The sequence below is a fragment of the Allobosea sp. Root483D1 genome (genome assembly GCF_001429505.1).
Classification (GTDB): Bacteria; Pseudomonadota; Alphaproteobacteria; order Rhizobiales; family Beijerinckiaceae; genus Allobosea.
Window position 1 is genome coordinate 316,600 of sequence record NZ_LMJW01000020.1, and the last position, 21,248, is coordinate 337,847.

Annotated in this window: 19 protein-coding genes; 16 read left to right on the forward strand and 3 right to left on the reverse strand. The window is 68.9% G+C overall.

Annotation, left to right across the window (positions count from 1 at the left end; genetic code table 11):
- Positions 1–185 precede the first annotated feature (185 nt).
- Genes ASE66_RS20090 through ASE66_RS20100 form a run of 3 tightly spaced genes read left to right on the forward strand, consistent with a single transcriptional unit; the run spans position 186 to position 3,430 of the window.
- A complete protein-coding gene (locus ASE66_RS20090) occupies positions 186–1,172 on the forward strand; it encodes a thiamine pyrophosphate-dependent dehydrogenase E1 component subunit alpha (protein ID WP_057191479.1) in 987 nt (328 codons plus the stop codon).
- Between the two features lie 2 nt (positions 1,173–1,174).
- On the forward strand, positions 1,175–2,149 hold the full coding sequence (locus ASE66_RS20095) for an alpha-ketoacid dehydrogenase subunit beta (protein WP_057191480.1): 975 nt from the start codon (positions 1,175–1,177) through the stop codon (positions 2,147–2,149).
- 12 nt (positions 2,150–2,161) lie between these two features.
- A complete protein-coding gene (locus ASE66_RS20100) occupies positions 2,162–3,430 on the forward strand; it encodes an acetoin dehydrogenase dihydrolipoyllysine-residue acetyltransferase subunit (RefSeq protein ID WP_057191481.1) in 1,269 nt (422 codons plus the stop codon).
- Positions 3,431–3,440: 10 nt separating this feature from the next.
- Here the strand turns inward: ASE66_RS20100 and ASE66_RS20105 are convergent, their stop codons facing one another.
- Positions 3,441–4,046 (reverse strand): helix-turn-helix transcriptional regulator, encoded by a 606-nt coding sequence (locus tag ASE66_RS20105; protein WP_057191482.1) that lies wholly within the window; start codon positions 4,044–4,046, stop codon positions 3,441–3,443.
- A 463-nt stretch (positions 4,047–4,509) separates the two neighbouring features.
- On the opposite strand from ASE66_RS20105, the gene ASE66_RS20110 reads away from it, so the two are divergent.
- From ASE66_RS20110 to ASE66_RS20125, 4 genes are read left to right on the forward strand one after another with little or no spacing between them, the layout of a single operon-like run.
- Positions 4,510–5,826, forward strand: a complete 1,317-nt coding sequence (locus ASE66_RS20110) for a DUF3137 domain-containing protein (protein WP_057191483.1) — start codon at positions 4,510–4,512, stop codon at positions 5,824–5,826.
- Between the two features lie 14 nt (positions 5,827–5,840).
- Entirely contained in the window at positions 5,841–6,410 is a 570-nt protein-coding gene (locus ASE66_RS20115) for a LemA family protein (protein ID WP_057191484.1), read from the forward strand.
- Between the two features lie 9 nt (positions 6,411–6,419).
- Positions 6,420–6,761, forward strand: a complete 342-nt coding sequence (locus ASE66_RS20120) for a hypothetical protein (protein WP_057191485.1) — start codon at positions 6,420–6,422, stop codon at positions 6,759–6,761.
- A 12-nt stretch (positions 6,762–6,773) separates the two neighbouring features.
- On the forward strand, positions 6,774–9,248 hold the full coding sequence (locus ASE66_RS20125; RefSeq protein ID WP_057191486.1) for a serine/threonine-protein kinase: 2,475 nt from the start codon (positions 6,774–6,776) through the stop codon (positions 9,246–9,248).
- On the opposite strand, the gene ASE66_RS20130 is transcribed toward ASE66_RS20125, so the two are convergent.
- Positions 9,239–9,760 carry an ECF-type sigma factor gene (locus ASE66_RS20130; RefSeq protein WP_057191923.1) on the reverse strand — a complete coding sequence of 174 codons (522 nt, stop codon included), beginning with the start codon at positions 9,758–9,760 and terminating at the stop codon, positions 9,239–9,241. The genes ASE66_RS20125 and ASE66_RS20130 overlap by 10 nt on opposite strands.
- A 55-nt stretch (positions 9,761–9,815) precedes the next feature.
- Positions 9,816–10,433: a TetR/AcrR family transcriptional regulator gene (locus tag ASE66_RS20135; protein WP_057191487.1), complete on the reverse strand. Its 618-nt coding sequence runs from the start codon at positions 10,431–10,433 to the stop codon at positions 9,816–9,818.
- 106 nt (positions 10,434–10,539) lie between these two features.
- Here ASE66_RS20135 and ASE66_RS20140 point away from each other — a divergent pair, with 106 nt between their 5' ends.
- The 9 genes from ASE66_RS20140 to ASE66_RS20180 all read left to right on the forward strand — a co-directional run bounded on the left by ASE66_RS20140 (position 10,540) and on the right by ASE66_RS20180 (position 21,214).
- Complete coding sequence (locus ASE66_RS20140; RefSeq protein ID WP_057191488.1) at positions 10,540–11,232, forward strand: PspA/IM30 family protein; 693 nt, start codon at positions 10,540–10,542, stop codon at positions 11,230–11,232.
- A 40-nt stretch (positions 11,233–11,272) separates the two neighbouring features.
- Complete coding sequence (locus ASE66_RS20145) at positions 11,273–11,551, forward strand: YiaA/YiaB family inner membrane protein (RefSeq protein ID WP_057191489.1); 279 nt, start codon at positions 11,273–11,275, stop codon at positions 11,549–11,551.
- Between the two features lie 115 nt (positions 11,552–11,666).
- Positions 11,667–15,074 (forward strand): acyl-[ACP]--phospholipid O-acyltransferase, encoded by a 3,408-nt coding sequence (locus ASE66_RS20150; RefSeq protein WP_057191490.1) that lies wholly within the window; start codon positions 11,667–11,669, stop codon positions 15,072–15,074.
- Positions 15,074–16,036, forward strand: a complete 963-nt coding sequence (locus ASE66_RS20155) for a hypothetical protein (RefSeq protein WP_057191491.1) — start codon at positions 15,074–15,076, stop codon at positions 16,034–16,036. The genes ASE66_RS20150 and ASE66_RS20155 overlap by 1 nt, the downstream gene beginning before the upstream one ends.
- Positions 16,033–16,914 carry a ThiF family adenylyltransferase gene (locus ASE66_RS20160; RefSeq protein WP_057191492.1) on the forward strand — a complete coding sequence of 294 codons (882 nt, stop codon included), beginning with the start codon at positions 16,033–16,035 and terminating at the stop codon, positions 16,912–16,914. The genes ASE66_RS20155 and ASE66_RS20160 overlap by 4 nt, the downstream gene beginning before the upstream one ends.
- Positions 16,911–18,131 carry a hypothetical protein gene (locus tag ASE66_RS20165; protein ID WP_057191493.1) on the forward strand — a complete coding sequence of 407 codons (1,221 nt, stop codon included), beginning with the start codon at positions 16,911–16,913 and terminating at the stop codon, positions 18,129–18,131. Before ASE66_RS20160 ends, ASE66_RS20165 begins: the two co-directional genes overlap by 4 nt.
- A complete protein-coding gene (locus tag ASE66_RS20170) occupies positions 18,128–19,243 on the forward strand; it encodes a hypothetical protein (RefSeq protein WP_057191494.1) in 1,116 nt (371 codons plus the stop codon). The genes ASE66_RS20165 and ASE66_RS20170 overlap by 4 nt, the downstream gene beginning before the upstream one ends.
- A gap of 5 nt (positions 19,244–19,248) precedes the next feature.
- Complete coding sequence (locus ASE66_RS20175) at positions 19,249–20,241, forward strand: hypothetical protein (protein WP_057191495.1); 993 nt, start codon at positions 19,249–19,251, stop codon at positions 20,239–20,241.
- Between the two features lie 76 nt (positions 20,242–20,317).
- A complete protein-coding gene (locus ASE66_RS20180) occupies positions 20,318–21,214 on the forward strand; it encodes a polyphosphate kinase 2 family protein (protein ID WP_244494996.1) in 897 nt (298 codons plus the stop codon).
- Positions 21,215–21,248: the final 34 nt, after the last annotated feature.

Sequence of the window (21,248 nt, forward strand, 5' to 3'; positions counted from 1 at the left end):
TGCGTTCGCCGTCGTGCGGCCGGTCCTGTCGCTTCACTGCAAGACTGCATTATCTTGTGTAGACACTTATAGCGCCACGTCGCGGACTGCGCTAGGGTCGATCGCAGCGAAAGGCGCTGATGTCTCGATCCCTTGTTCAAAACCAGGGAATCCGAGGCGCCCAGCGCAGGGAGAAAGCGGCGGCGATGAGGAATTCACCGACGGTGGACGAGCAGCTCGGCATGCTCGGGCGGATGGTGGCGGTGCGCCATCTCGAGGAGCGGCTCGGCGAACTGCACAAGGCTGGCAAGACGCGCGGGCCGATCCATCGCTGCGACGGCCAGGAAGCGATCGGCATCGGCGCGACCGCGATGCTGGATGACGAGGATCTGCTGACCAGCACCCATCGCGGCCATGCGCACTATGTCGGCAAGGGCGTGGCCTTGCACCCGATCGTCGCCGAGATCCTCGGCCGCGCCACCGGCGCCTGCGGCGGGCGGGCCGGGCACATGCTGATCGCCGATGTGAAGAAGGGCTTGCTTGGCGGCAACGCCATCGTCGGCGGCGGCATTCCGGCGGCGACGGGATTCGCGGTTTCGCTGCAGATGAAGAACCGCGCCGATGGCGGCCAGCGCGTCGCCATGTGCATCTTCGGCGACGGCGCGGCGCAGACCGGCATCTGCCACGAATCGATGAACATCGCGGCGCTGTGGACGCTGCCCGTCGTCTTCGTGCTCGAGCACAACCAGTATGGGCTGACCGCGCATCATTCGACGCAGTCCTCGGTGCCGGACCTGTCGGTCCGGGCCGCGGGCTACGGCATGCCGAGCGAGATCGTCGACGGCAACGACATCATCGCCGTCCACCGCGCCGTCGGCGCCGCGGTCGAGCGGGCTCGGCGCGGCGAGGGCCCGTCCCTGGTCGAGGCCAAGACCTATCGCATGGTCGGCTTCTCGACGAGCGATGTCGGCGGCTACCAGAAGGACGAGGACCTCGCCCTCTGGCGCGAGCGCGACCCGATCGTGCTCGCCCGCGCCCTGCTGGCCGACAGCGTCTCCGCCGAGCGGCTCGACGCCGTCATGGCAGCGGCGCGTGCCGAGGTCGACGCGGCCGTCGAGCAGGCGCTCAGCGATCCGCTGCCGAGCTTCGCCGACCATGCGCCGAGCGCGCCCTATACCGTTGCGGGAGCCTGACCATGGCGATGATGCGTTATGCCGAGGCGCTGCGGTCAGCGCTGCGCGAGGAGATGCAGCGCGACCCATCGGTCTGGCTGATGGGCGAGGACATCGCCGTCTATGGCGGCGTGTTCAAGGTTTCCAAGGACCTGATGGCGGAGTTCGGACCGGAGCGGGTGCGCGATACGCCGATCTCGGAGCAGACCCTGACCGCGATGGCGGTGACCGCGGCGATGGCCGGCACCCGTCCGGTGCTCGAGATCATGTATGCCGACTTCCTGCCGCTCAGCGTCGATGCGCTGATGAACCAGGCCTCGATCTACAACTATATCTGGAACGGGCAGGTCTCGATGCCGTTCGTGCTGCGCACGCAAGGTGGTGGCGGGGCGGGCGCCGGCGCGCAGCATTCCAAGAGCCTCGATGCCCTCGTCGCCCATATCCCCGGCCTCAAGGTGGTCGCTCCGGCGACGGCGGCGGACGCCAAGGGCCTGCTCAAGGCGGCGATCCGCGACGACCATCCGGTGATCTTCCTGGAGCACAAGCTGCTCTACAACACGCGCGACGAGGTCCCGGACGGCGATCATCTCGTCGAGATCGGCAAGGCGCGCATCGCGCGTGAGGGACGCGACATCTCGATCATCGCTTCCTCGAAGATGGTGGTCGATGCGCTGAAGGCGGCCGACGAGCTGGCCAAGGAAGGCATCTCGGCGGAGGTCGTCGACCTGCGCACGCTGCGCCCGCTCGACCGCGAGACGATCCGGGCCTCGATCGCCCGAACGCACCACGCCGTGGTGGTCAACGAGGGCTGGCGCTTCTGCGGGTATGCGGCCGAACTCAGCGCGACGATCATGGAGACCTGTTTCGACGAGCTCGACGCGCCGGTCGAGCGCGTCGCGACCCACGACATCCCGATCCCCTACAGCGAGCCGCTGGAAAGCACCGTCCTGCCCGACGCCGCCAAGATCGCGGCGGCGGCGCGCCGGGCCCTGGCCTGAAGGGAGCGCGGCATGAGCTATGAAATCACGCTCGCCGGCGGCGCCGGCGAATACATGGAGAGCGCGACCGTCGTCTCCTGGTCGGCCAAGGTCGGCGACCGGGTCAAGGCTGATGATGTCGTCGTCGTGGTCGAGACCGCCAAGGCCGCGACCGAAATCGAGGCCGGACGCGACGGCGTCCTCGCCGCGATCCTCGCGCCTGAGGGTGCGGAGGTCGGCATCGGCGCCGTGCTCGGGCGCATCGCCGATAGCCTTGCCGCGGAAGAGCCAGCTGTTGCCGCAGCGGAGCCGGCTGTAGCGGCGCTGGAGATCGCAGCTCCGAAAGCAGCGATGCAAGTAATCGACGCCAGCTGCCGCATCAGCATCTCGCCCCTGGCGAGGCGGTTGGCGCGTCAGGCCGGTCTGGATCCCTCCGGCATCGCCGGCACAGGTCCGGGCGGGCGGATCAAGAGCCGCGATATCGAGCGAGCCTTGCGGGAGCGGACCGACGCCGTACTGCCGGCGGCTCCGGCTGCGGCGATGCCATCGCCTGCCGTGGCGAGAACCGGTTCAGCCGTTCCATTGGTGCTGCTCCACGGCTTTGGCGCCAATGCCGCCGCCTGGAACATGGTGCGGCCGCATCTCGACGGACGCCCGGTGCTGGCGCCGGAGCTGCCGGGCCATGGCCGGGAAGCTGCGTTGGATATGCCCTCGCTGGAAGCGCTCGCCGAAGCCGTGCTCGGGCAGATCGAGGCGAGCGGCTCCAGCGACTGCGATCTCGTCGGGCATTCGCTCGGCGGGGCCGTCGCGGCGGTGCTGACGGCGAACCAGTCGGTGCGGGTGCGCTCGCTGACGCTGATCGCGCCGGCAGGCCTGGGGCCGGAGATCGACGGTGCCTTCCTCAGCGGCTTCCTCTCGGCGCGGACGGCGGAGAGTCTGACGCCATGGCTGGAGCGGCTCGCTGCCGCTCCTAGCCGGTTGCCACGCGGCTATGCGCAGGCGGTGCTGCGCGAGCGTGAGCGTTTCGGCGTCGGTGCGGCGCAGGCCGCGATCGCGCAAAGGCTCTTTCCGGACGGGACGCAGGCGATCGGGATCGCCGCGGACCTCGAACGCTTCGCGGGCCCGCTAAAGGTGATCTGGGGCAGGGGCGATCGTATCATCCCGCCATCGCATCAAGGCGAGCTGCCCGGCCATGTCGCTTGCCACCGGCTCGGCGGCACCGGGCACATGCCCCATATCGAAGCTCCGGCCCTCGTGGCGCAACTGATCTTGCAGAACGTGCGAAGCGCCGAGGCGAGCTGATGCGCGAAGCTCAGTTGCCGTAGCGCGCGACGAGGCAAGCGAACTCGCTCTGCCGGTGCGTATCGGTCTTGGCGAGGATGCGCTGCAGATGCGTGCGCACCGTCGTCGGCGCGACCCCGAGCTTGTGCGCCGCCTGGATCGTGTTCTCTCCCAGGAGAAGGCGCTCGGCCACGCGCGTTTCGGCGGTGGTCAGGCCGTGGTCGCGGGCGACATGGGCGAGCTTGCGGTCGATCGCGCCGGCCTGCTCCTGCATCACGACGACGAAGCGGGCGGGTTCGGCCGCATCGTTGCAATCCTCCGCCAGCGAGATGGCGAGCGTGAAGCTGCTGCCGGCGTCGCGATAGGACAGGCGCAACTCGGCCTCCGGCGTCGCGAGCCGGGCCCAGCGCTGCAGGCGGCCGTTCAGCTCGCGGTCACGGGTCGCAAAGCGCAGCGCTGAGATCACGCCGGCCCGGGTCAGGGCCAGCGCCGCCGCGTTCATCCGCTCGACGCGCAGTTCGGCATCGAGCGTGAAGACGCAGATCGCATCGGCAGCCGGTGCGGCCCGCTCCTGCCTCTGCGGCATCCGGTAGGCGGGGTGGGGCGTGCTGCTGCTGCAAGTCTCGGCGATCGACATGGAAATCTGCTCCGGCGCTGATGGTCTCAGCGACGGAGACGGAAGCGCGCGGCGAAACCGGACATGCGGCGCCGCGATATTTTTCGCGCTCCCACGCGGGCTCCTCGATTTGAAGGACGCGGCGGCCTTCTCGCCCCGGTAATCAATGGGGCGAGGCCGAATCCCGGTCCCTCCAGGCGCGCGCGCCGTTAACGCCGCCAGCCGGCGACACGCGCCGGGCATCCGGCCTCCTTCATACGAAGGACGCCGGATGCCTGCGGGCGGTTTTTCCTGGGCGATGGAACGGATTTCGCCGTGGTGAGAGGCGACGGAGCGAGTTTCCGGCGGTTGACGCTACAGGGCCGAACGGGACCTTGCCGATTGAGGGAGCTGACGACCATGCCTGGCATGCCCGCCGCGATCCATCCGCCTGTCCGCGGCGGCCCGGCTTTGCCGGCGCGCGGTGAACTCGGTTGAGCCCGCCATGAGTGACCCCGCCTCAGCGACCAAGCAGAAGGCCGAGCCGCGGCGCTATACGGCCGTCGAAATGCGGCAGGCGCAGCGAAAGGTCGGTCGCTATGGCGGCTGCCTGATGATGGCGCTGTTCGGCATTCCGCTCATGGTCGTCGCGATCGTGGTGTTGTCGGCTTTCCTCGGCCCGGTCGCGGCGGCGCTGCTGTTCATGGTCGCCGTGGTTTTCGGCTTCCTCTACAACCTGCTCCAGGGCGCGCTGGTGCTGCTGATCCCGAGCGCCATCCTCGCCGCGCTGACCTACGCCATCTACCGGCATTATCATCTGCCGGTGATCACGGCATCGCCCGGCGCCGGCGCGCGCTTCGCCACCGAGATCGCGCGGCTGAACGCGCTGCGGCTGGATGCCGCCAGGGATACCCGCCGCAGGGTGATGCTCTATGTGCCGATGGGCCTTGCGCTGGCCATCAGCGTCCTGGTCATGCCCGGCCGGGGCAGCGGCAAGTCCGGCATGCTCGCGCAATGGCTGTTCGCCCCGTTCCTGCTCGGCTTCGCCGCCGCCGTGCCCTGGCTGATCGCGCTCAGCATTCCCGCGGGCCGCTATGCGAAGACGTTCAAGCGCGAACTGATGCCGTTGCTGCTCAGGCGCCATGGCGAGCTGCGCTATGTCGAGGGTGCTGCCCCGGCGGTCGGCGATCTCGCCGCCAAGGGCCTGCTGCCGCGGCACGACCAGGCGGCGATCGACGACGCCATCGTCGGCCGCTATGCCGGCTATGAACTGCGCCTCAGCGAGATCGAGCTCGAGCGCAAGGCCGGGAAGAACAACAGCACGGTGTTCAACGGCCTCCTGCTCGTGCTCGCGGTCGACACGCCCTTCCTCGGCACGACCATGGTGCTCGACCAGAGCCGCCCGGCCCCTTCTGGGCTGATGCCGGTCAGGCTGGAAGACCCGCGCTTCGCCTCGATCTACGACGTCTACGGTAATGACCAGGTCGAGGCACGCGCCGTGCTGACGCCGGCGGTGATGGAGCGGCTGCTGTCGATGGCCGATGGCGGCGACTTCTTCCCGCCCTCCTGCCTGGTCGAGCACGACAGCATCACCTTCGCCGTCGCCCAGACCGGCACGCGCCAGCTCTTCGAACCGCCGAGCCTGCAGGCACATGACGCGGCTGCGCAATTGCAGCATCTCGAAGACGAGCTCGCCCTCGTGTTCCGACTGGTCGACGCGATGATCGCCATGCATGTCGCGGTCAAGCCGGGCGGCGTCATGCCTCCCGGCACATCCTTCTCCGAGCGGCCGGCTGTGCCGCCGGAGGATGCCTCGCACTGAAAGGGCCCGAAGCAGTGACCGCTTTCCTGATCCTCCTGCTCGGCCTCGGCGCCGTGCTGTACTTTTGGTACGCGGCGATCGTGAGACGCCGGAACGCGGTGGGCGAGGCGCTCGGCTCGATCGACGCACAGCTCCAGCAGCGCCACGACCTGATCCCCAACGTGCTCGCGATCGCCCGCCGCTTCCTGGAGCATGAGCGCGGCCTGCTCGACGAGATCACGCAATTGCGCAGCCGCGCCATGCCGCAGCTCGGCGCCCGCGACGTCTCCGGCGTCGCCGAGAAGTTCCGGACGGAAGAGGCGATCTCCGCCGACATGACGCGGCTTTTTGCCGTCGCGGAGAATTATCCGGAGCTGACCTCCTCGGCGCCGATGATCGAAGCCCAGCGCAGCTATGACGAGGTCGAGGCCAACATCGCGGCCGCCCGCCGCTTCTACAACAGCGCCGTCGGCGATCTGCGCAATGCGGTGCAGGTCTTTCCCGGCTCGCTGGTCGCGGGACTTGCCGGCGTGCGCGATTTGCCGCCTTTCTTCGAAACGACCGAGGCCGCGCGCCAGCCGGTCAAGGCGAGCGATCATCTCTAGGGGGATGCCATGCCGATATCCGGGATCATCGCCGCGGTCCTCGTCGCCGCCCTGTCGGCTGCGAGCGCCGCCGGGGCGGTCGAAGCGCTGCCGAAGCTCGCCGGCCAGGATTACGGCAAGGCGCGCGCGGCCTTGCTGCGGCAGGATTGGCCGCCGGTCGCGCTGCCCGATGCCGACAGCTGCATGGCTGGCGACAAGCGCTGTGCCGGGCGGCCGGAAATGTATGTCTGCGCCGGCACGGGCCTCGGCCAATGCGTCTTCGTCTGGCGCCGCAAGGCGACGGTGATCGACGTGATGACCGAGGGCGAAGAGCGCCCGGTCGTGCGCTTCATCCGCCTGCGGAAGGATTGAACGGACGGTCCCGTGAACCAGCGTGTCGATCTCGACCGGGAGCAATGGGCCGCGATCCGCGGCCTGTTCGATGCGCTCGCCGAGGCCTCGCCGGCCGAGCGCGAGCGCATCCTGGCGCAGAGCCGGCAGCCGGCCTCCGTGATCGCCGAAGCGAAAGCCCTGCTCGCGGCCGCCGACGGGGCCGGCGCGTTCATGGAGATCGATGCGGGCCGGCTCGCGGGCGCGCCGGATGCGGAGGTATCATATCAGTCGCTGGCGACGGGGACGCGGATCGGCGTCTTCTCGATCGTGGCGCTGATCGGCCGGGGCGGCCAGGGCGAGGTCTACCAGGCCGAGCGCTGGAGCGGCGGCTTCGAGCAGAGCGTTGCGCTGAAGTTGCTGCGCCCTGAGGCGGCCGAGCAGTTCGCCCGCTTCGAATATGAGCGCCAAGTTCTCGCCGGCTTCGAGCATCCCGGCATTGCCCGCCTGGTCGATGGCGGCAAGGCGCCGGACGGGCGGCCCTATCTCGCCATGGAGTTCGTCGCCGGTACCGCGATCACGCGTCATTGCGCCGAGGCCGGCCTGCCGCTCGCGGCGCGGCTCGACCTGTTCGAGCAGGTCTGCGAGGCCGTCGCCTACGCCCATCGCAACCTGGTCGTCCATCGCGACCTCAAGCCGTCGAACGTGCTGGTCACGCCGGAGGGGCAGGTGAAGCTGCTCGATTTCGGCGTCGCCCATGCGCTGGAAGCGCCTGGCCAGACGCTGATGACGCAGATCGTGTTCACGCCCGACTATGCCGCGCCGGAACAATTCGAGGGGCGCAATCCCACGACCGCGACCGATGTCTATGCGCTCGGCGCGATCCTGTTCGAACTGCTCACCGGCCGGCCGCCCTGGCAGCTGGCGAACTCGGCCTTCGCCGGGGCGATGCGCGTGATGCAGGACCAGCCGCCGCTGCCGAGCCCTGCTGCGGCTGAGCGCGCGGACGCACCGGTTCCGCCGGAGCGGCTGCGCGGCGATCTCGACGTCATCGTGCAGAAGGCGATGCGCTACGAGGCGGGCGAGCGCTATCAGGGTGTCGCGGAGCTGGCCGAGGATCTCCGGCGCTTTCGCCGGCTGGAGCCGATCGCGGCGCGACGCGGTGAGCGGCTCTATCGCATCCGCCGCTTCCTGCGTCGCAACCGGATTCCGCTGATCGCGGCCGGGCTGCTGCTGGCGGCGCTCGGCGCCGGCGCGGCCGGCGTCCTCGTGCAGATGCGCCGGACCGAGATCGCCAGGCTCAACGGTGCCGCCGAGAACGAGCGCGTCACGGCATTGCGCGACGGCTTCATGCTGATGCTGCGCGCGGCCTCCCAGAGCGGCGGGCCGGGGTTTGCCTCGGCGCGCCAGGTGCTCGACGCCGCCGCGGTGCAATTGCAGCGCGAGGGCGACGCCAATGTGCCGCTGCTGCTGCGGACCCTGGCCGAGCTCTATGGCGAGATCGGCGATCCGCGCACGGCCATCAGGCTGATGGAGCGCTATGCCGAGCAGGCGCGAGGCAGCGGCAGCGCCGGCCGGCTGGCCGAAGCCGAGCTGGCGCTCGCCGGCTACCGCTTCCAGCTTGGCGAGCGCGACAAGGCGCAGGCCGCATTGTCGGAAGCGAAGCGCTTCTTCCAAAGCGAGCCGGCGCGCCATCCCAAGCAATTGGCGGAACTCGCCGGGGTCGAAGCCGGGCTGCTACGCGAATCCGGCCGGCGGCCGGAGGCGATGGCGCGACTGCGTACCGCGATCGCCGAGCTCACCGCCCTGTTCGGCCGCGACAATGGCGAGATCGCGACGCTGCAGCACAATCTCGCGCTGCACGCGCTGGAGGCCGGGCAGATCGAGGCGGCGGCGCAGGCGCTCGACGAGACCGAGCGCGTGCTGGCGGCATCGGGACGCGGCCGCTCGGTAATCGCGATCGGCACGCTCAACCTGCGCGCCGCGCTGGCGCTGCGCCAGGGCGACGCGGCCGGCGCCGAGCGGCTATGGCGCCAGGCGGTCGAGCGGCAGCGGCGCGACTATGGGCCCTCGCTTGCTTTGGCGGCGATCGAGCTCAATCTCGGCCGGCTGATCATGGCCGGCAGCCGTTTCGCCGAGGCGATGCCGATCCTCGAAGGAGCGCTCGGCATTGCCGCTCCGCTCGCCGGCGAGAGCAGTGCGGTCACCATCATGCTGCGCCAGAGCCGCGCCACCGGGCTGATGGTGCAGAGCCGGCTCTCCGATGCGCAAGGCGAGATCGACCAGGCCTTGCGCGCCGCGCGGGCCGCCTTCGGCGAGCGTCATCCTTATGTCGGGCTCGGGCTCGGGGTCCGCTCGCAGATCCTGCTGGCGCAGGGTGGTGCTGGTGCGGCCCTGCAGGCGCTCGAACAGGCGGAAGCCATCCTGCGCGCAGCTGGCGCCGTCGGCGCGCCTCATCTCGCCGAGCTCGGCCCGACGCGCGCGCTGATCGAGGAGGCGCTAGCTGGGAAGGCCCCGCGTCAGCCCTGAAGCTCGCGATAGAGCCAGGCCCGGGCCTGGAGCCAGTCGCGCCTGACGGTCCGGTCGCTGATGCCAAGGACGCGCCCGGTCTCCTCCTCGCTGTAACCGGCGAAGAAGCGGCATTCGACGACCTTGACGAGGCGTGGGTCGATCGCTTCGAGCGCGGCGAGCGCGTCGCTGATCCGGACGACCTCGTCGTCGCCCGCGGCGGGGAGATCATGCCGGTCGTCGAGGGGCAGGGGGCGCTGGCCTTCGCCGCGCTTCTGGCTGAGCCGGGCACGGGCGGCATCGACGAGGGCATGCCGCATGGCGGTCGCGGCGCTTGCCAGGAAATGCGCCTCGCTGGTCCAGCCCGCGCTCTGGCGCAGCTTGAGATAGCTCTCGCTGACCAGCGCCGTGGTCTGCAGCGTCAAGGGCCGGCCGGCGCGGAGACGCTCGCGATGCGCGATCTTGCGGAGCTCCTGATAGAGCGCATCGGTCAAGGCATCGAGCGAGAGGCTGGAGTCGGCGGCCGTCATCATGGCGACGATAGCGATCGGGGCCGGGTGCCGCAACGCGATGGTGGCGATAGGCGGATCAGGCTGGAACAGCCAGTCCCCTGCAGACGAGACGAACCAGGCCCTCGATCTGGCGGTCGAGATCACGGCGCGGCACGGCGATCAGCTTCTCCTCCAGGCCGATCGCGACGACGCCGTGGACGGCGGAGAACAAGGTCCGGCTCATCAGCATGCGCTCAGGCTCAGCTCGATCCGGCACCAGCACGCTGAGCGGCTCCAGGATGTGGCGGAACATCGTCATCTGCTCGCTCACCGCCCAGTCTGGCACGATCGCACCTTCCGTCATGCGGTGCTCGAACAGGACGCGCCAGAGCTGGAGGTTGTCGCGGGCGAAGGCGCAATAAGCGAGGGCGACCGCGACCAGCCTGTCGGCGGCCTCGCCGGCGGAGGCCGGCGCGTCCTTGCCCTCGGCCGCGCTCAGCGCCGCGTCGAGCCGCGTCAGCGTGCGCGAGCCGACGCGCAGGACGAGCTCGTCCATGTCCGCGACGAGATTGTAGATCGCGCCGAGCGCGCAGCCGATCTCCTGCGCCAGCTCACGCGCCTTCAGGCCGGCCAGGCCCCTCTCGGCGATGGCTCGCTCGGCCGCATCGATCAGCTGGATGCGCTGCCGCTCGCGGCGCGCCGCGGTCGTGGTCATGCGGTCGCTTTCATTTTTATGAACGTTGTTCAAAATTATCCTTGAACGTCGTTCAAAGCTGGGGTATATCCGTTTCGTGAACATCGTTCATAGCAGGGAAAAGCCAATGCTCAAGATGTTTCTCACCTTCGTCCGCGGCGGCGCCGCCCTCGCCGAAGAGCGCTTCGCCGACCGCAACGCGCTCGTCATCCTCGACCAGCAGATGCGCGACGCCACCGGGGCTTTCGAGCGCGCCAAGAAGGCGCTCGCTGTCGCGATCGCGCAGGATCGGCAGGAAAGCGAGCGGCTCGCCGTCGGCAAGGCCCGCATCGCCGATCTGGAGAACCGGGTCTCGGCTGCACTCGCCGCCGGAGACGACAGCCTCGCCCGCGAGGGCGCCGAAGCGATTGCCGTCTTGGAGGCCGATCGCGACGCGGCGGCGGGTGCGCAGGCGCTGTTCGCCGCCGAGATCGTCCGCCTGCGCCGCCATGTCGGCCAGGCCCAGGCGCGCATTGCCGAATTGGGTCGCGGGCGGCGTCTCGCCCGCGCCGCCGAGGCGGTGCGCCAGATGCGGCAGGGCCGGATCGAGGCCGGTCCGGCGCATGAATCGAGCCTGACCGAGGCCGAGCAGACGCTGAAGCGCCTGCGCGAGCGTCAGGTCGAGGCCGAAGCGGCGGAAACCGCGCTCGACGAGCTCGACGGCGCGGCCGCCGCCTCGGTCACCGAGAAGCTTGCCGCCAAGGGCTTCGGCCCAAGGCTGCGGACGACGGCCGACGACGTGCTGGACCGGCTGCGCAGCCGGCAGCTGCAGGCGAATTGACCTCTCTACTCTCCAAACGCACCCGACGGGAGACAAGACAATGAACCAGAATGTACAACCTCATAGCGGCGCCTGGGTCAGCTTCACCTACGCCTCTTTCTTCGCCGCCGCGGCCATGGTCGGCGCCGGCGTCCTGTTCCTGCCGCTCGACTGGTGGGCGAAGGGCTATCTCGCCATGGGCTGCGTGATGCTCGTCCAGTCCTGCATCACCATGACCAAGACGGTGCGCGACATGCACGAGGCTTCCAAGCTGGTGAACCGGATCGAGGACGCCCGCACCGAGCGCCTGCTGATGGATGTCGGGAAGCCGGCTCTGTGAGCTTTGACGCGCCGCCGGCAAGTCCAGCTTAACCGCAAACCGAGATCGGCCGGCGCAGGCAAGAGTTGCTTAGCCCGGCCGATGCAACCTCATTGTCCCTTCCCGTGAGATCACCATGATCGACACATTGATGCTGAAGCGGCGCCTCGCCCCGCTGTTCTGGGCGCAGTTCTTTTCCGCCTTCAACGACAATTTCCTCAAGAACGCGCTGGTCTTCATCATCCTCTACAAGCTCGCCGGTTCGCATGGCGAAGCGCTGGTGACGCTGGCGGGCGGGCTCTTCATCGCGCCCTTCTTCCTGCTCTCGGGGATCGGCGGCCAGATGGCCGACCGGTTCGACAAGGCGATGATGGCGCAGCGGCTGAAGCTCGCCGAGATCGGCGCGGCGGCGGTCGCGGTCCTCGGCTTCACCTTGCATTCCGTGCCGGTGCTGTTCGCCGCGCTTTTCCTGTTCGGCGTGATCGCGGCGCTGTTCGGGCCGATCAAATACGGCATCCTGCCCGACCATCTGAAGCGCGAGGAATTGCCGGCCGGCAACGCCCTGATCGAGGGCGCGACCTTCATCGCCATCCTGCTCGGCACCATCGCCGGCGGCCTGACCGCGCGTGAAGGCGGCGATGCCGCCCAGCTCAGCCTGCTGATCATGGTCTTCGCCTTTGCCTGCTGGGCCGCGACCCTGTTCATCCCGAAGACCGGGCCGGCCGCGCCGGACCTTGCCATCGACCGCAACATCCTGCGCTCGACCCGCGACCTGCTGATCGATCTGTGGGGCGACGCCCGGCTGTGGCGCACCGGCGTCATGGTCTCGATCTTCTGGCTGATCGGCGCCGTGGTGATGTCGCTGCTGCCCTCGCTGGTAAAGAACGGCATGGGCGGCACGGAGATGGTCGTCTCGGCCTATCTCGCCGTCTTCGCCATCGCCATCGCGGTCGGCTCCGGCATCGGTTCCTTCCTGTCGAGCGGGCGCATCGTGCTGCTGCCGGTGCCGGTCGCCGGCGTGGTGATGGGCCTGTTCGCGCTCGATCTCGGCTGGGCGGTCTCGGGCATCGTCGCGCATCAGCCGGCGCAGGATATCGGCGCCTTCTTCGCCAGCCCGTCCGCCTGGCGCGTCGGCATCGACCTTGCCGGCCTCGCCATCGCCGGCGGCGTCTTCGTGGTGCCGTCCTTCGCAGCGACACAGGCCTGGGCACCGGCTGACAAGCGCGCCCGCATCGTCGCGGCGGTCAATGTGCTCTCGGCCGCCTTCATGGTCGCCGGCGCGGTCGTGGTCGCGCTGCTGCAGGCAGCCGGCCTGACGCTCAGCCATCTCTTCCTGCTGATCGGGGTCCTCACCATCGCCGCCTCGGTCTGGGTCCTGCGGACGCTGCCGACCAATCCGCTGAGCGACTTCCTCTCAATCCTGTTCCGCGCCTTCTACCGGGTCGAGGTCAGCGGCCGCGAGAACATCGCCAAGGCCGGCGACAACGCCATCATCGCGCTGAACCACGTCTCCTTCCTCGATGCGGCGCTGGCGCTCTCGATCCTCGACAAGGAGCCGGTCTTCGCCATCGACCACGGCATCGCCCAGCGCTGGTGGGTGAAGCCCTTCCTGAAGCTGACACGCGCCATGCCGCTCGATCCGTCGCGGCCGCTGGCGACGCGCTCGCTGATCAACGCCGTGAAGAACGGCGAGAGCCTGGTGATCTTCCCGGAAGGGCGCCTGACCGTCACCGGCAGCCTGATGAAGGTCTATGACGGCGTCGGCATGATCGCCGAGAAGTCCGGAGCGAAGGTCGTGCCGGTGCGGATCGAGGGGCTGGAGGCGACGATCTTCTCGCGATTGACCCGCGAGCAGGTGCGCCGGCGCTGGTTCCCCAAGGTGCGCGTCACCGTGCTGGAGCCGGTCACGCTGACGGTAGCCGAGGAGCTGAAGGGCAAGCCGCGGCGCCAGGCGGCGGGGGCGGCGCTCTACCAGATCATGTCCGACCTGATCTTCAAGACCACGGATATCGACCGCAGCGTCTTCGAGGCGGTCGCCGAGGCGGCGAAGCTCAATGGCAAGGGCCGCGTCGCGGTCGAGGATCCGATCACGGGCACGCTGAGCTACAAGCGCCTGCTGATCGGCGCCGAGGTGCTCGGCCGCAAGCTGATGCCGCTCGCCGGCAAGGGCGAGGCGATCGGCGTGATGCTGCCCAACGCCAATGGCGCGGCGGTGACCTTGCTCGGCCTGATGTCGGCAGCGCGCGTGCCGGCGATGATCAACTTCACCGCCGGCGCGAGCAATATCGCCGCCGCCTGCAAGGCGGCACAGGTGAAGACGATCGTCACCTCCCGCGCCTTCGTCGAGAAGGGCCGGATGGGGCCGCTGATCGAGGCGCTCTCCGGCGAGGTCGCGATCGTCTATCTCGAGGACGTCCGTGCCACCGTCTCGACCGGCGACAAGCTCAAGGCACTCTGGCACCACGGCAGGCCGATCGAGCAGGCCAAAGGCTCGGACCGCGCCGCGATCCTGTTCACCTCGGGTTCGGAGGGGGCGCCCAAGGGCGTGGTGCTCTCGCATCGGAACATGCTGGCGAATGCGGCGCAGGCCGCGGCGCGGATCGATTTCGGCCGGCGCGACAAGGTCTTCAACGTGCTGCCGGTGTTCCACTCCTTCGGCCTGACGGCGGGTCTCGTCCTGCCGCTGGTCTCGGGTGTGCCGGTCTATCTCTACCCGTCCCCGCTGCACTACCGGATGGTGCCAGAGCTGGTCTATGGCTGCAACGCCACCATCCTGTTCGGCACCGACACCTTCCTCACCGGCTATGCCCGCGCCGCGCACCCCTACGACCTGCGCTCGCTGCGCTACATCGTGGCCGGCGCCGAGCCGGTGAAGGATACGACGAGGCGGATCTATGCCGAGAAGTTCGGCCTGCGCATCCTTGAAGGCTATGGCGTGACCGAGACCGCGCCGGTGCTGGCGCTGAACACGCCGATGTTCAACCGCTTCGGTACGGTCGGCCGGATCATGCCCGGCATGGAAGCCAGGCTCGAGCCGATGCCGGGCGTCGAGGAGGGCGGACGGCTGCATGTGAGCGGCCCCAACATCATGCTGGGCTACCTCAAGTCCGAGAAGCCCGGCGTGCTCGAGCCGCCGCCCGAGGGCTGGCACGACACCGGCGACATCGTCGTGATCGACAAGGACGGCTTCGTCACCATCAAGGGTCGGGCCAAGCGCTTCGCCAAGATCGCCGGCGAGATGGTCTCGCTCGCCGCGGTCGAGGCGCTCGCCGCCGAATGCTGGCCGGGCGTGCTCTCCGGCGTCGCCAGCCTGCCCGATGCCCGCAAGGGTGAGCGGCTGGTGTTGGTTACGCAGCAGAAGGACGCGACGCGCGCCGCCTTCCAAACCTTTGCCAAGGGCAAGGGCGCGGCGGACCTGATGATCCCGGCCGAGGTGATGGTGGTCCAGGCCGTGCCGGTGCTCGGCTCCGGCAAGCTCGACTTCGCCGGCATTGCGAGGCTGGTGAAGGAGCGCAGCCAGGCTCCTGCCGCGGTGGTGGCCTGATGCTCGGCTTCTGGCTGAAGGCGCTGCGGCGGCCGACGCTCGATCTTTCGCTCGCGACCGCGCCTGGTCTGACGACGCGGATCATCGAGCGGCCGGGCGCGGTGCTTGACGATGCCGAGCTCGCGGCGTTGGTCGAGCAGCTGCGGACCGTGGCGGGGCGGACGCTGGCGCAGGGCGCGCTGACCTATGGTGTCTTCTCCGGCGAGCGCGAGCGCCTGAGCCAAAGCATCGTCACCCTGATCAGCGAGACGGCGACCGGGCGGCCAGTTGCCTTCAACGCCCTGGCGCAGATGCAGCTCTCGCTGAATGGCGAGCCGGAGCAGGTCACGCATCTCGGCCTCGTCATGGTCGATCCCGAGGTGCGCGGGCGCGGGCTGTCCTGGGTGCTCTACGGGCTGACCGTGCTGGTGCTGTTCGTACGCGGGGGCCTGCGGCCACGCTGGATCTCGAATGTGACGCAGGTTCCGAGCGTGGTCGGCATGGTCTGCGAGACCTTCTCCGACGTCTATCCTTCGCCAGATGCGGGCAGCCGCCAGAGCTTCGCGCATCTTACGCTCGCCCGGCAGATCATGCGCGGGCAGCGCCATGTCTTCGGCGTCGGGCCCGAGGCCGGTCTCGAGGAGGCGGGCTCGGTCATCACCGACGCCTATACCGGCGGCTCGGACGACCTGAAAAAGGGCTTCGACCAGGCGGCGCAGCATCGCGAAGCCCGCTACAACGAGTTCTGCCGGGAGACGCTGGACTATCAGCGAGGCGACGACGTGCTCCAGCTCGGCCGCATGGATCTGGCGGCGGCGCGGCGCTATCTGCTCGGCCAGGTGCCGCGCGCGTCTTTGCCTGGCCTCATCGGTGCCTCGGCTTTTCTGCTGCTGCAAAGGCTGGTGCTGCCCTTGGCTCACTGGCTCGACGACACCCGGCGTTTCGGCACATTGCGTCCGCGCGCCGCGAGGACGAAGCCATGATTCCCGGATTCAGCTACGAGCTCTTCACCACCCGCAATATCGGCTTTGTCACGGAAGCCGAGCAGGCACGGCTGCGGCAGGCGATGGTCTTCGTCTGCGGTGTCGGCGGCATGGGCGGGGCTGCGTTCATGGCGCTGGCCCGGGCCGGGATCGGCCGTTTCGTCATCGCCGATATCGACGTCTTCGAGGTCTCGAACCTGAACCGGCAGGTCTTCGCCAATGCCGGCACGGTCGGCCAGCCCAAGGCGGAGGCCGCCGCCGAGGCGGCGCGCGCGATCAATCCGGAGATCGAGATCGAGGTGCTCGGCGCCGAATGGGTCGAGCGGTTGCCGGAGATCGCAGGGCGCTGCAAGGTGATCGTCAACGGCATGGACGACATTGCGGCCGGCCTGCACCTCTACCGCACGGCGAAAGCGGCCGGCGCCAGCGTGATCGACGCCTATATGTCGCCGCTGCCTTCGGTGATCGTGGTCCGGCCGGAGGACCCGCGCCCGGAAGAGCGGCTCGGCTTCCCGACCCTCGGCAAGGACTGGCGGGCGCTCAGCGAGGACGACAAGCGCGCGGCGATGCTCTGCGAAGTGACGCATGTCATGCTGCATTCGCGCTCGCGCCATCATGTCGACCTTGCGATCGCCGGCGAGGTCGCGGCCGGCCGGCGCAGCCGCATGTCCTTCGCGCCGATGGTGATCACCACGGGCATGATGATGGCCTATGAGGCGATCGCGCTGACGCTCGGCAAGCGCACCGGCACCGATTGCCGTGGCTGGTTCTTCAACCCCTACCGGCCGGCCGTCGAGCGGCCCCTGCCGGCGCCGGTTGCGGCGCTGCTCAAACCGTTCGTGGCGCGGGCGCTCGCCAAGATGGTGGCCGGGCCATGAATGGCGGCTTCGCCAATCCGGCACTGGTCGCCGACTCGATCGTCGACATCTGTGGCGCGCTCGGGCTCGGCGTCGCCATGCTGACCTTGCGCCGGCGTGATCCGCGCGGGGCGCTCACGACGCGTTTCCTCGTGGCGATGGGGCTGGTGGCCGCGCTCTTCCTGCTGCGTGGCCTGGGCTGGTGGAGCGGGAGCGTCCTGCTCGAGCGGCTGGCCCTGTCCTGCGCCGCGCTGTTTCCGCTGGGTGCACTGATCGTCACCGAGGGCATGCTGCGCCGGCATGCGCCGCGCGCTGGGAAGATCGCTGTGCTCACCGGCTCGGCACTGCTCGTGCTCGGCGGCCTCGTCGGCCTTGCCGATCATCCATGGGCCTATGATCTGGCATTGGCCGGCTTCCAATTAGTCACGATAGCCTTCTGCGGGCTGCTGCTGTTCCGGCGCGATCCGGCTTCGCTGACCGAAGCCGAAAATACCGGCGTCTGGCGGCTCGGGCTCTGCGCCTTCCTGATCCTGCCTTTCGCGCTCAGCGATTTCCGCGGGCTGATGCCCGACATGCCGGTCCGGCTCGGCGGCGTCGGCGCGCTATTGTTGGTTTCGATCGTGCTGGTGACCGGCGGAGCGGCGCCGACGCGGCGGCAAGGCTTCGTCCTGCTCGGCCTGCGCGTCGCCGCGGCATTGCTGCTCGGCGCTGCCGCGGCGCATGTCACGCCTGGCGCCGATCTCGCCCATGGTGTCAGGCTCTGCGCCGTGGCGCTCGCCGGCGTGCTCGCGATCGCTCTTTCGGTCGATGCGCTGTCGAGCTCGTTCGATGCGGCAGCGCCGGGTGTCCTCGGTTCGCTCGCCCGCTCGCGCGCCGAGACACGCGAGGCGCTGATCGCCCAGCTCGCGGGACATCCGCTGTTCAGCAATGCCCGTCGGCTCGGCGAAGCGGAGCTCGGCGACTACGATCCGGCCATCCTGAAGCCGGCACTGCGCGAGGTCGGCGTGCTCCATGCCTCCGGGCGAAGCTGGCCCTGGCCGCCGGCCGACCCGGTGGCGGAGCGGCTCGCAGCGTTGATGGCGGCCCATTCGGCCAGCCATCTGCTCGTGCTCGGCGAGGAGCCGCTGGACCTGCTGCTGGTCACCGTGCCGGTGGTCTCGGCCGATCCCGCCACCGAAACGGCATTGGTGCTGGTGCGCCGATTGCTGGCGACCGCACCGAGCAAGGCCCCGGCATGATCGAGATTACCAGCAACAACCGCAAGGCCGCCTTCGCCGTCACGGCGCAGGTCTATCCGGCCGGCAGCCCCTATGTGCCGCCGATGTGGTCCGATTTCGACCGCATGCTCGATCCCGCGCGCAATCCGCTGGCCAAGGACGGTCATGGTCGGCTCGAATTGTTCACCGCGCTGCGAGACGGGCGGCCGCTCGGACGCATCGTCGCCGCGATCCACGACGCCTCGAATGCGCGCCATGGCACGGCCCGCGCCCAGTTCGGCTATTTCGACTGCGCCGATGATGCCGAGGTGGCATCAGCCCTGCTCGGCGCTGCCGAGAACTGGGCGCGCGAGCGCGGCATGGCGGAGCTCGTCGGCAACTTCAACCTGACGGCGATGCAGCAGGCCGGCGTCGTCACGGGCGGCTTCGAGAACGCGCCCTTCACCGACATGATCTTCAGCCCGCCGCATATTGCGCGGCTGCTCGAAGCGAACGGCTATACCCCGACCTTCCCGATGACGACCTTCCGGATCGCGCTGGCGCAGGTCGATCCCTCAGGGCTGCTCGGCGACAAGCAGCGGGCGATCCTCGCCGATCCCGATTATCGCTGGATGCCGATCGACCGCCGGCATTTCACCGAGCGGCTAGAGGAATCGCGGCTCATCCTCAATGATGGCTTCGACGCCAATCCGATGTTCGTGCCACCCACGGCTGAGGAATACCGCTTCCAGGCCGGCGACATGATGTGGGTGATCGACAAGCGCATCTCGACCGTGGTGCATCACAAGGGCGAGCCGGTCGGTGCGATCATCTCGATTCCCGATCTCAACCCGCTGGTGAAGGCGACCGGCGGGCGGATCGGCCCGAGCTTCCCCTTGCGCTTCCTCTGGCATCGCTGGACCAATCGGCGCGCCGTCATCGTCTACCAGTCGGTCAGCCGCGCCTTCCATAATCGCGGGCTCAACGGCGCCATGCTCTACAAGGTGACGAGCGCGCTGAAGGCGGCGGGCTATGACGAGCTCGGCGGCACCTGGATCGCCGACGTCAACGGGCCGAGCTTGCGCCAGGCCGAGAAGGCGGGAGCGAAGCCGCTGCACCGGCTGCACCTCTTCGCCAAGAGCCTGCGGGGCTGACGACCATGCTCGACCGCGCCCTGCTCGAAGCGCTGCTCGCCGAGGTTCGCCTCGCGCCGAGCGTCCACAATATCCAGCCGACGCGCTGGCGGCTCATCGGCAATGACACGCTGCTCCTCCTGGAGGACGTCACCCGGCGCCTGCCGGCGGCCGATCCATCGGGGCATGATGTCCGGCTCTCGCATGGCGCGGCGATCGAGGGATTGTCGCTGGCGCTCGGCCGGCGTGGGCTGGGGATCGCGGACATCCAGCCCATGGCCGAGCCAACGGTTTCCGGAAGCCTGCAGCCGGTCGCGCACATCGCGGTCGCGGCGGGCGGCGCGCTCGATGGGTTGGCCGATTTCGTCTCCGCCCGGACGAGCTGGCGCGGCGGCTTCCGGCCATTCGATGCCGCAGGCGAGGCGGCGCTCGACATGGTTTCCGCCATGACCAGCGATGCGCAGCTGCTTCGCGGCGTGCAAACCATCGACGAGATCGCGCGGCTCGCCGATGAGGCCGGCTTCCATTTCCTCTGCGATGACGCGCATCGCTCCGAATTGCTGCGCTGGATGCGGTTGTCGCGCACCGATCCCACCTATCAACGCGACGGGCTCAGCGCCGAGGCTATGGCGATGCCGGGCCTCGTCGCGTTCGGGACAGGGCTGGTGCTCGGGCCGCTGTTTCCACTTCTGCGCCGCCTCGGGCTTGCCGCGACGTTGGCGAGCGAGCGGGGCAAGTTCGCCAACAGTGCCGTCGCGCTCTTTCACCGGCCGGACGGCGAGGACCCGCTCGCGAGCGGGCGCGCCTTCTACCGTACCTGGCTGATGCTGGCCGCGCAGGGGCTTGCGGCCTGCCCGGTCTCGGTGCTGGCCGACTGGCCGGCGAGCAGCAGGCAACTCGCCGAGCACTATGGCGTTCCGGCCGGCCGGCGCCTGGTCAACGTCTTCAGGCTCGGCCTGCCGGATGGTTCGCCGCCTGGAAGCCGGGCACGGTTACCAGTGACGGAGCTGATCGTCTGACTTCTGCCGGAAAGCTGGACAATCCGCGGCAGGGCGACACAGTGGAGCACAGTCTTTCTGCGAAGGGATGCCAGGCATGCTGCCGGACGAGATGGTCAAGCGCTTCAGGGTCACCGATGGCGACGACTTCAAGCTGAAGCGTTTCGACCCCAGCGAGACCTACGGCCTCGAGATCGACAAGGACGAGGCGCATGAACTGTTGCAGACCGGCGTCAAGCGGCTGCGCGACCTGCAGGAGCGGCTCTTCGCCGAACGACGCTGGTCCGTCTTGATCGTGCTGCAGGCGATCGACACGGCCGGCAAGGACGGGACGATCGAGCACGTCATGTCCGGGATCAATCCGCAAGGCTGCGAGGTCACCTCCTTCAAGGCGCCGAGCTCGCTGGAGCTGCGCCATGACTTCCTCTGGCGCACCACCTGCGCGCTGCCCGAGCGGGGCGAGATCGGCATCTTCAATCGCTCCTATTACGAGGAGGTGCTGGTCGTCCGCGTCCATGAAGACTTGCTGCGCAAGCAGGGCCTGCCGCCCAAGCTCATCGGCAAGAATGTCTGGCACAATCGCTTCGAAAGCATCCGCGATTTCGAGAAGCACCTGGCGCGTAACGGCACCGTGGTCCTGAAGTTCTTCCTGAACCTGTCGAAGGACGAGCAGCGCCGGCGCCTCCTGGCGCGGATCGACGAGCCCGACAAGCACTGGAAGTTCGATCCGGGCGACCTGGCCGAACGCAGGCACTGGGACGATTATCAGGCGGCCTATCAGGACGCGATCGCCGAGACGGCCACCAAGCAGGCCCCCTGGCACGTCGTGCCGGCCGACAACAAATGGTTCACCCGGCTGATCGTTGCGGCCACGATCGTCGACCGGCTCGAACGGCTCGATCCGCAGTTCCCCACGGTCGACGACGCGGCCCGCAAGGTCATGGCGAAGGCACGAAAGGAGCTGCTGGCCGAGGATGGCGGACGCAAGCGCTGAAGCGAAGCCCGGAGGATTGTCGCGCGACGCGAAT

What these genes read in the sequence shown, in the direction of transcription:
- ASE66_RS20090 (WP_057191479.1), top strand. Translation starts at nt 186, where the DNA reads ATGAGGAATTCACCGACGGTGGACGAGCAGCTCGGCATGCTCGGGCGG.
- ASE66_RS20095 (WP_057191480.1), top strand. Translation starts at nt 1,175, where the DNA reads ATGGCGATGATGCGTTATGCCGAGGCGCTGCGGTCAGCGCTGCGCGAG.
- ASE66_RS20100 (WP_057191481.1), top strand. Translation starts at nt 2,162, where the DNA reads ATGAGCTATGAAATCACGCTCGCCGGCGGCGCCGGCGAATACATGGAG.
- ASE66_RS20105 (WP_057191482.1), bottom strand. Translation starts at nt 4,046, where the DNA reads ATGTCGATCGCCGAGACTTGCAGCAGCAGCACGCCCCACCCCGCCTAC.
- ASE66_RS20110 (WP_057191483.1), top strand. Translation starts at nt 4,510, where the DNA reads ATGAGTGACCCCGCCTCAGCGACCAAGCAGAAGGCCGAGCCGCGGCGC.
- ASE66_RS20120 (WP_057191485.1), top strand. Translation starts at nt 6,420, where the DNA reads ATGCCGATATCCGGGATCATCGCCGCGGTCCTCGTCGCCGCCCTGTCG.
- ASE66_RS20130 (WP_057191923.1), bottom strand. Translation starts at nt 9,760, where the DNA reads ATGATGACGGCCGCCGACTCCAGCCTCTCGCTCGATGCCTTGACCGAT.
- ASE66_RS20135 (WP_057191487.1), bottom strand. Translation starts at nt 10,433, where the DNA reads ATGACCACGACCGCGGCGCGCCGCGAGCGGCAGCGCATCCAGCTGATC.
- ASE66_RS20140 (WP_057191488.1), top strand. Translation starts at nt 10,540, where the DNA reads ATGCTCAAGATGTTTCTCACCTTCGTCCGCGGCGGCGCCGCCCTCGCC.
- ASE66_RS20145 (WP_057191489.1), top strand. Translation starts at nt 11,273, where the DNA reads ATGAACCAGAATGTACAACCTCATAGCGGCGCCTGGGTCAGCTTCACC.
- ASE66_RS20150 (WP_057191490.1), top strand. Translation starts at nt 11,667, where the DNA reads ATGATCGACACATTGATGCTGAAGCGGCGCCTCGCCCCGCTGTTCTGG.
- ASE66_RS20155 (WP_057191491.1), top strand. Translation starts at nt 15,074, where the DNA reads ATGCTCGGCTTCTGGCTGAAGGCGCTGCGGCGGCCGACGCTCGATCTT.
- ASE66_RS20160 (WP_057191492.1), top strand. Translation starts at nt 16,033, where the DNA reads ATGATTCCCGGATTCAGCTACGAGCTCTTCACCACCCGCAATATCGGC.
- ASE66_RS20165 (WP_057191493.1), top strand. Translation starts at nt 16,911, where the DNA reads ATGAATGGCGGCTTCGCCAATCCGGCACTGGTCGCCGACTCGATCGTC.
- ASE66_RS20170 (WP_057191494.1), top strand. Translation starts at nt 18,128, where the DNA reads ATGATCGAGATTACCAGCAACAACCGCAAGGCCGCCTTCGCCGTCACG.
- ASE66_RS20175 (WP_057191495.1), top strand. Translation starts at nt 19,249, where the DNA reads ATGCTCGACCGCGCCCTGCTCGAAGCGCTGCTCGCCGAGGTTCGCCTC.
- ASE66_RS20180 (WP_244494996.1), top strand. Translation starts at nt 20,318, where the DNA reads ATGCTGCCGGACGAGATGGTCAAGCGCTTCAGGGTCACCGATGGCGAC.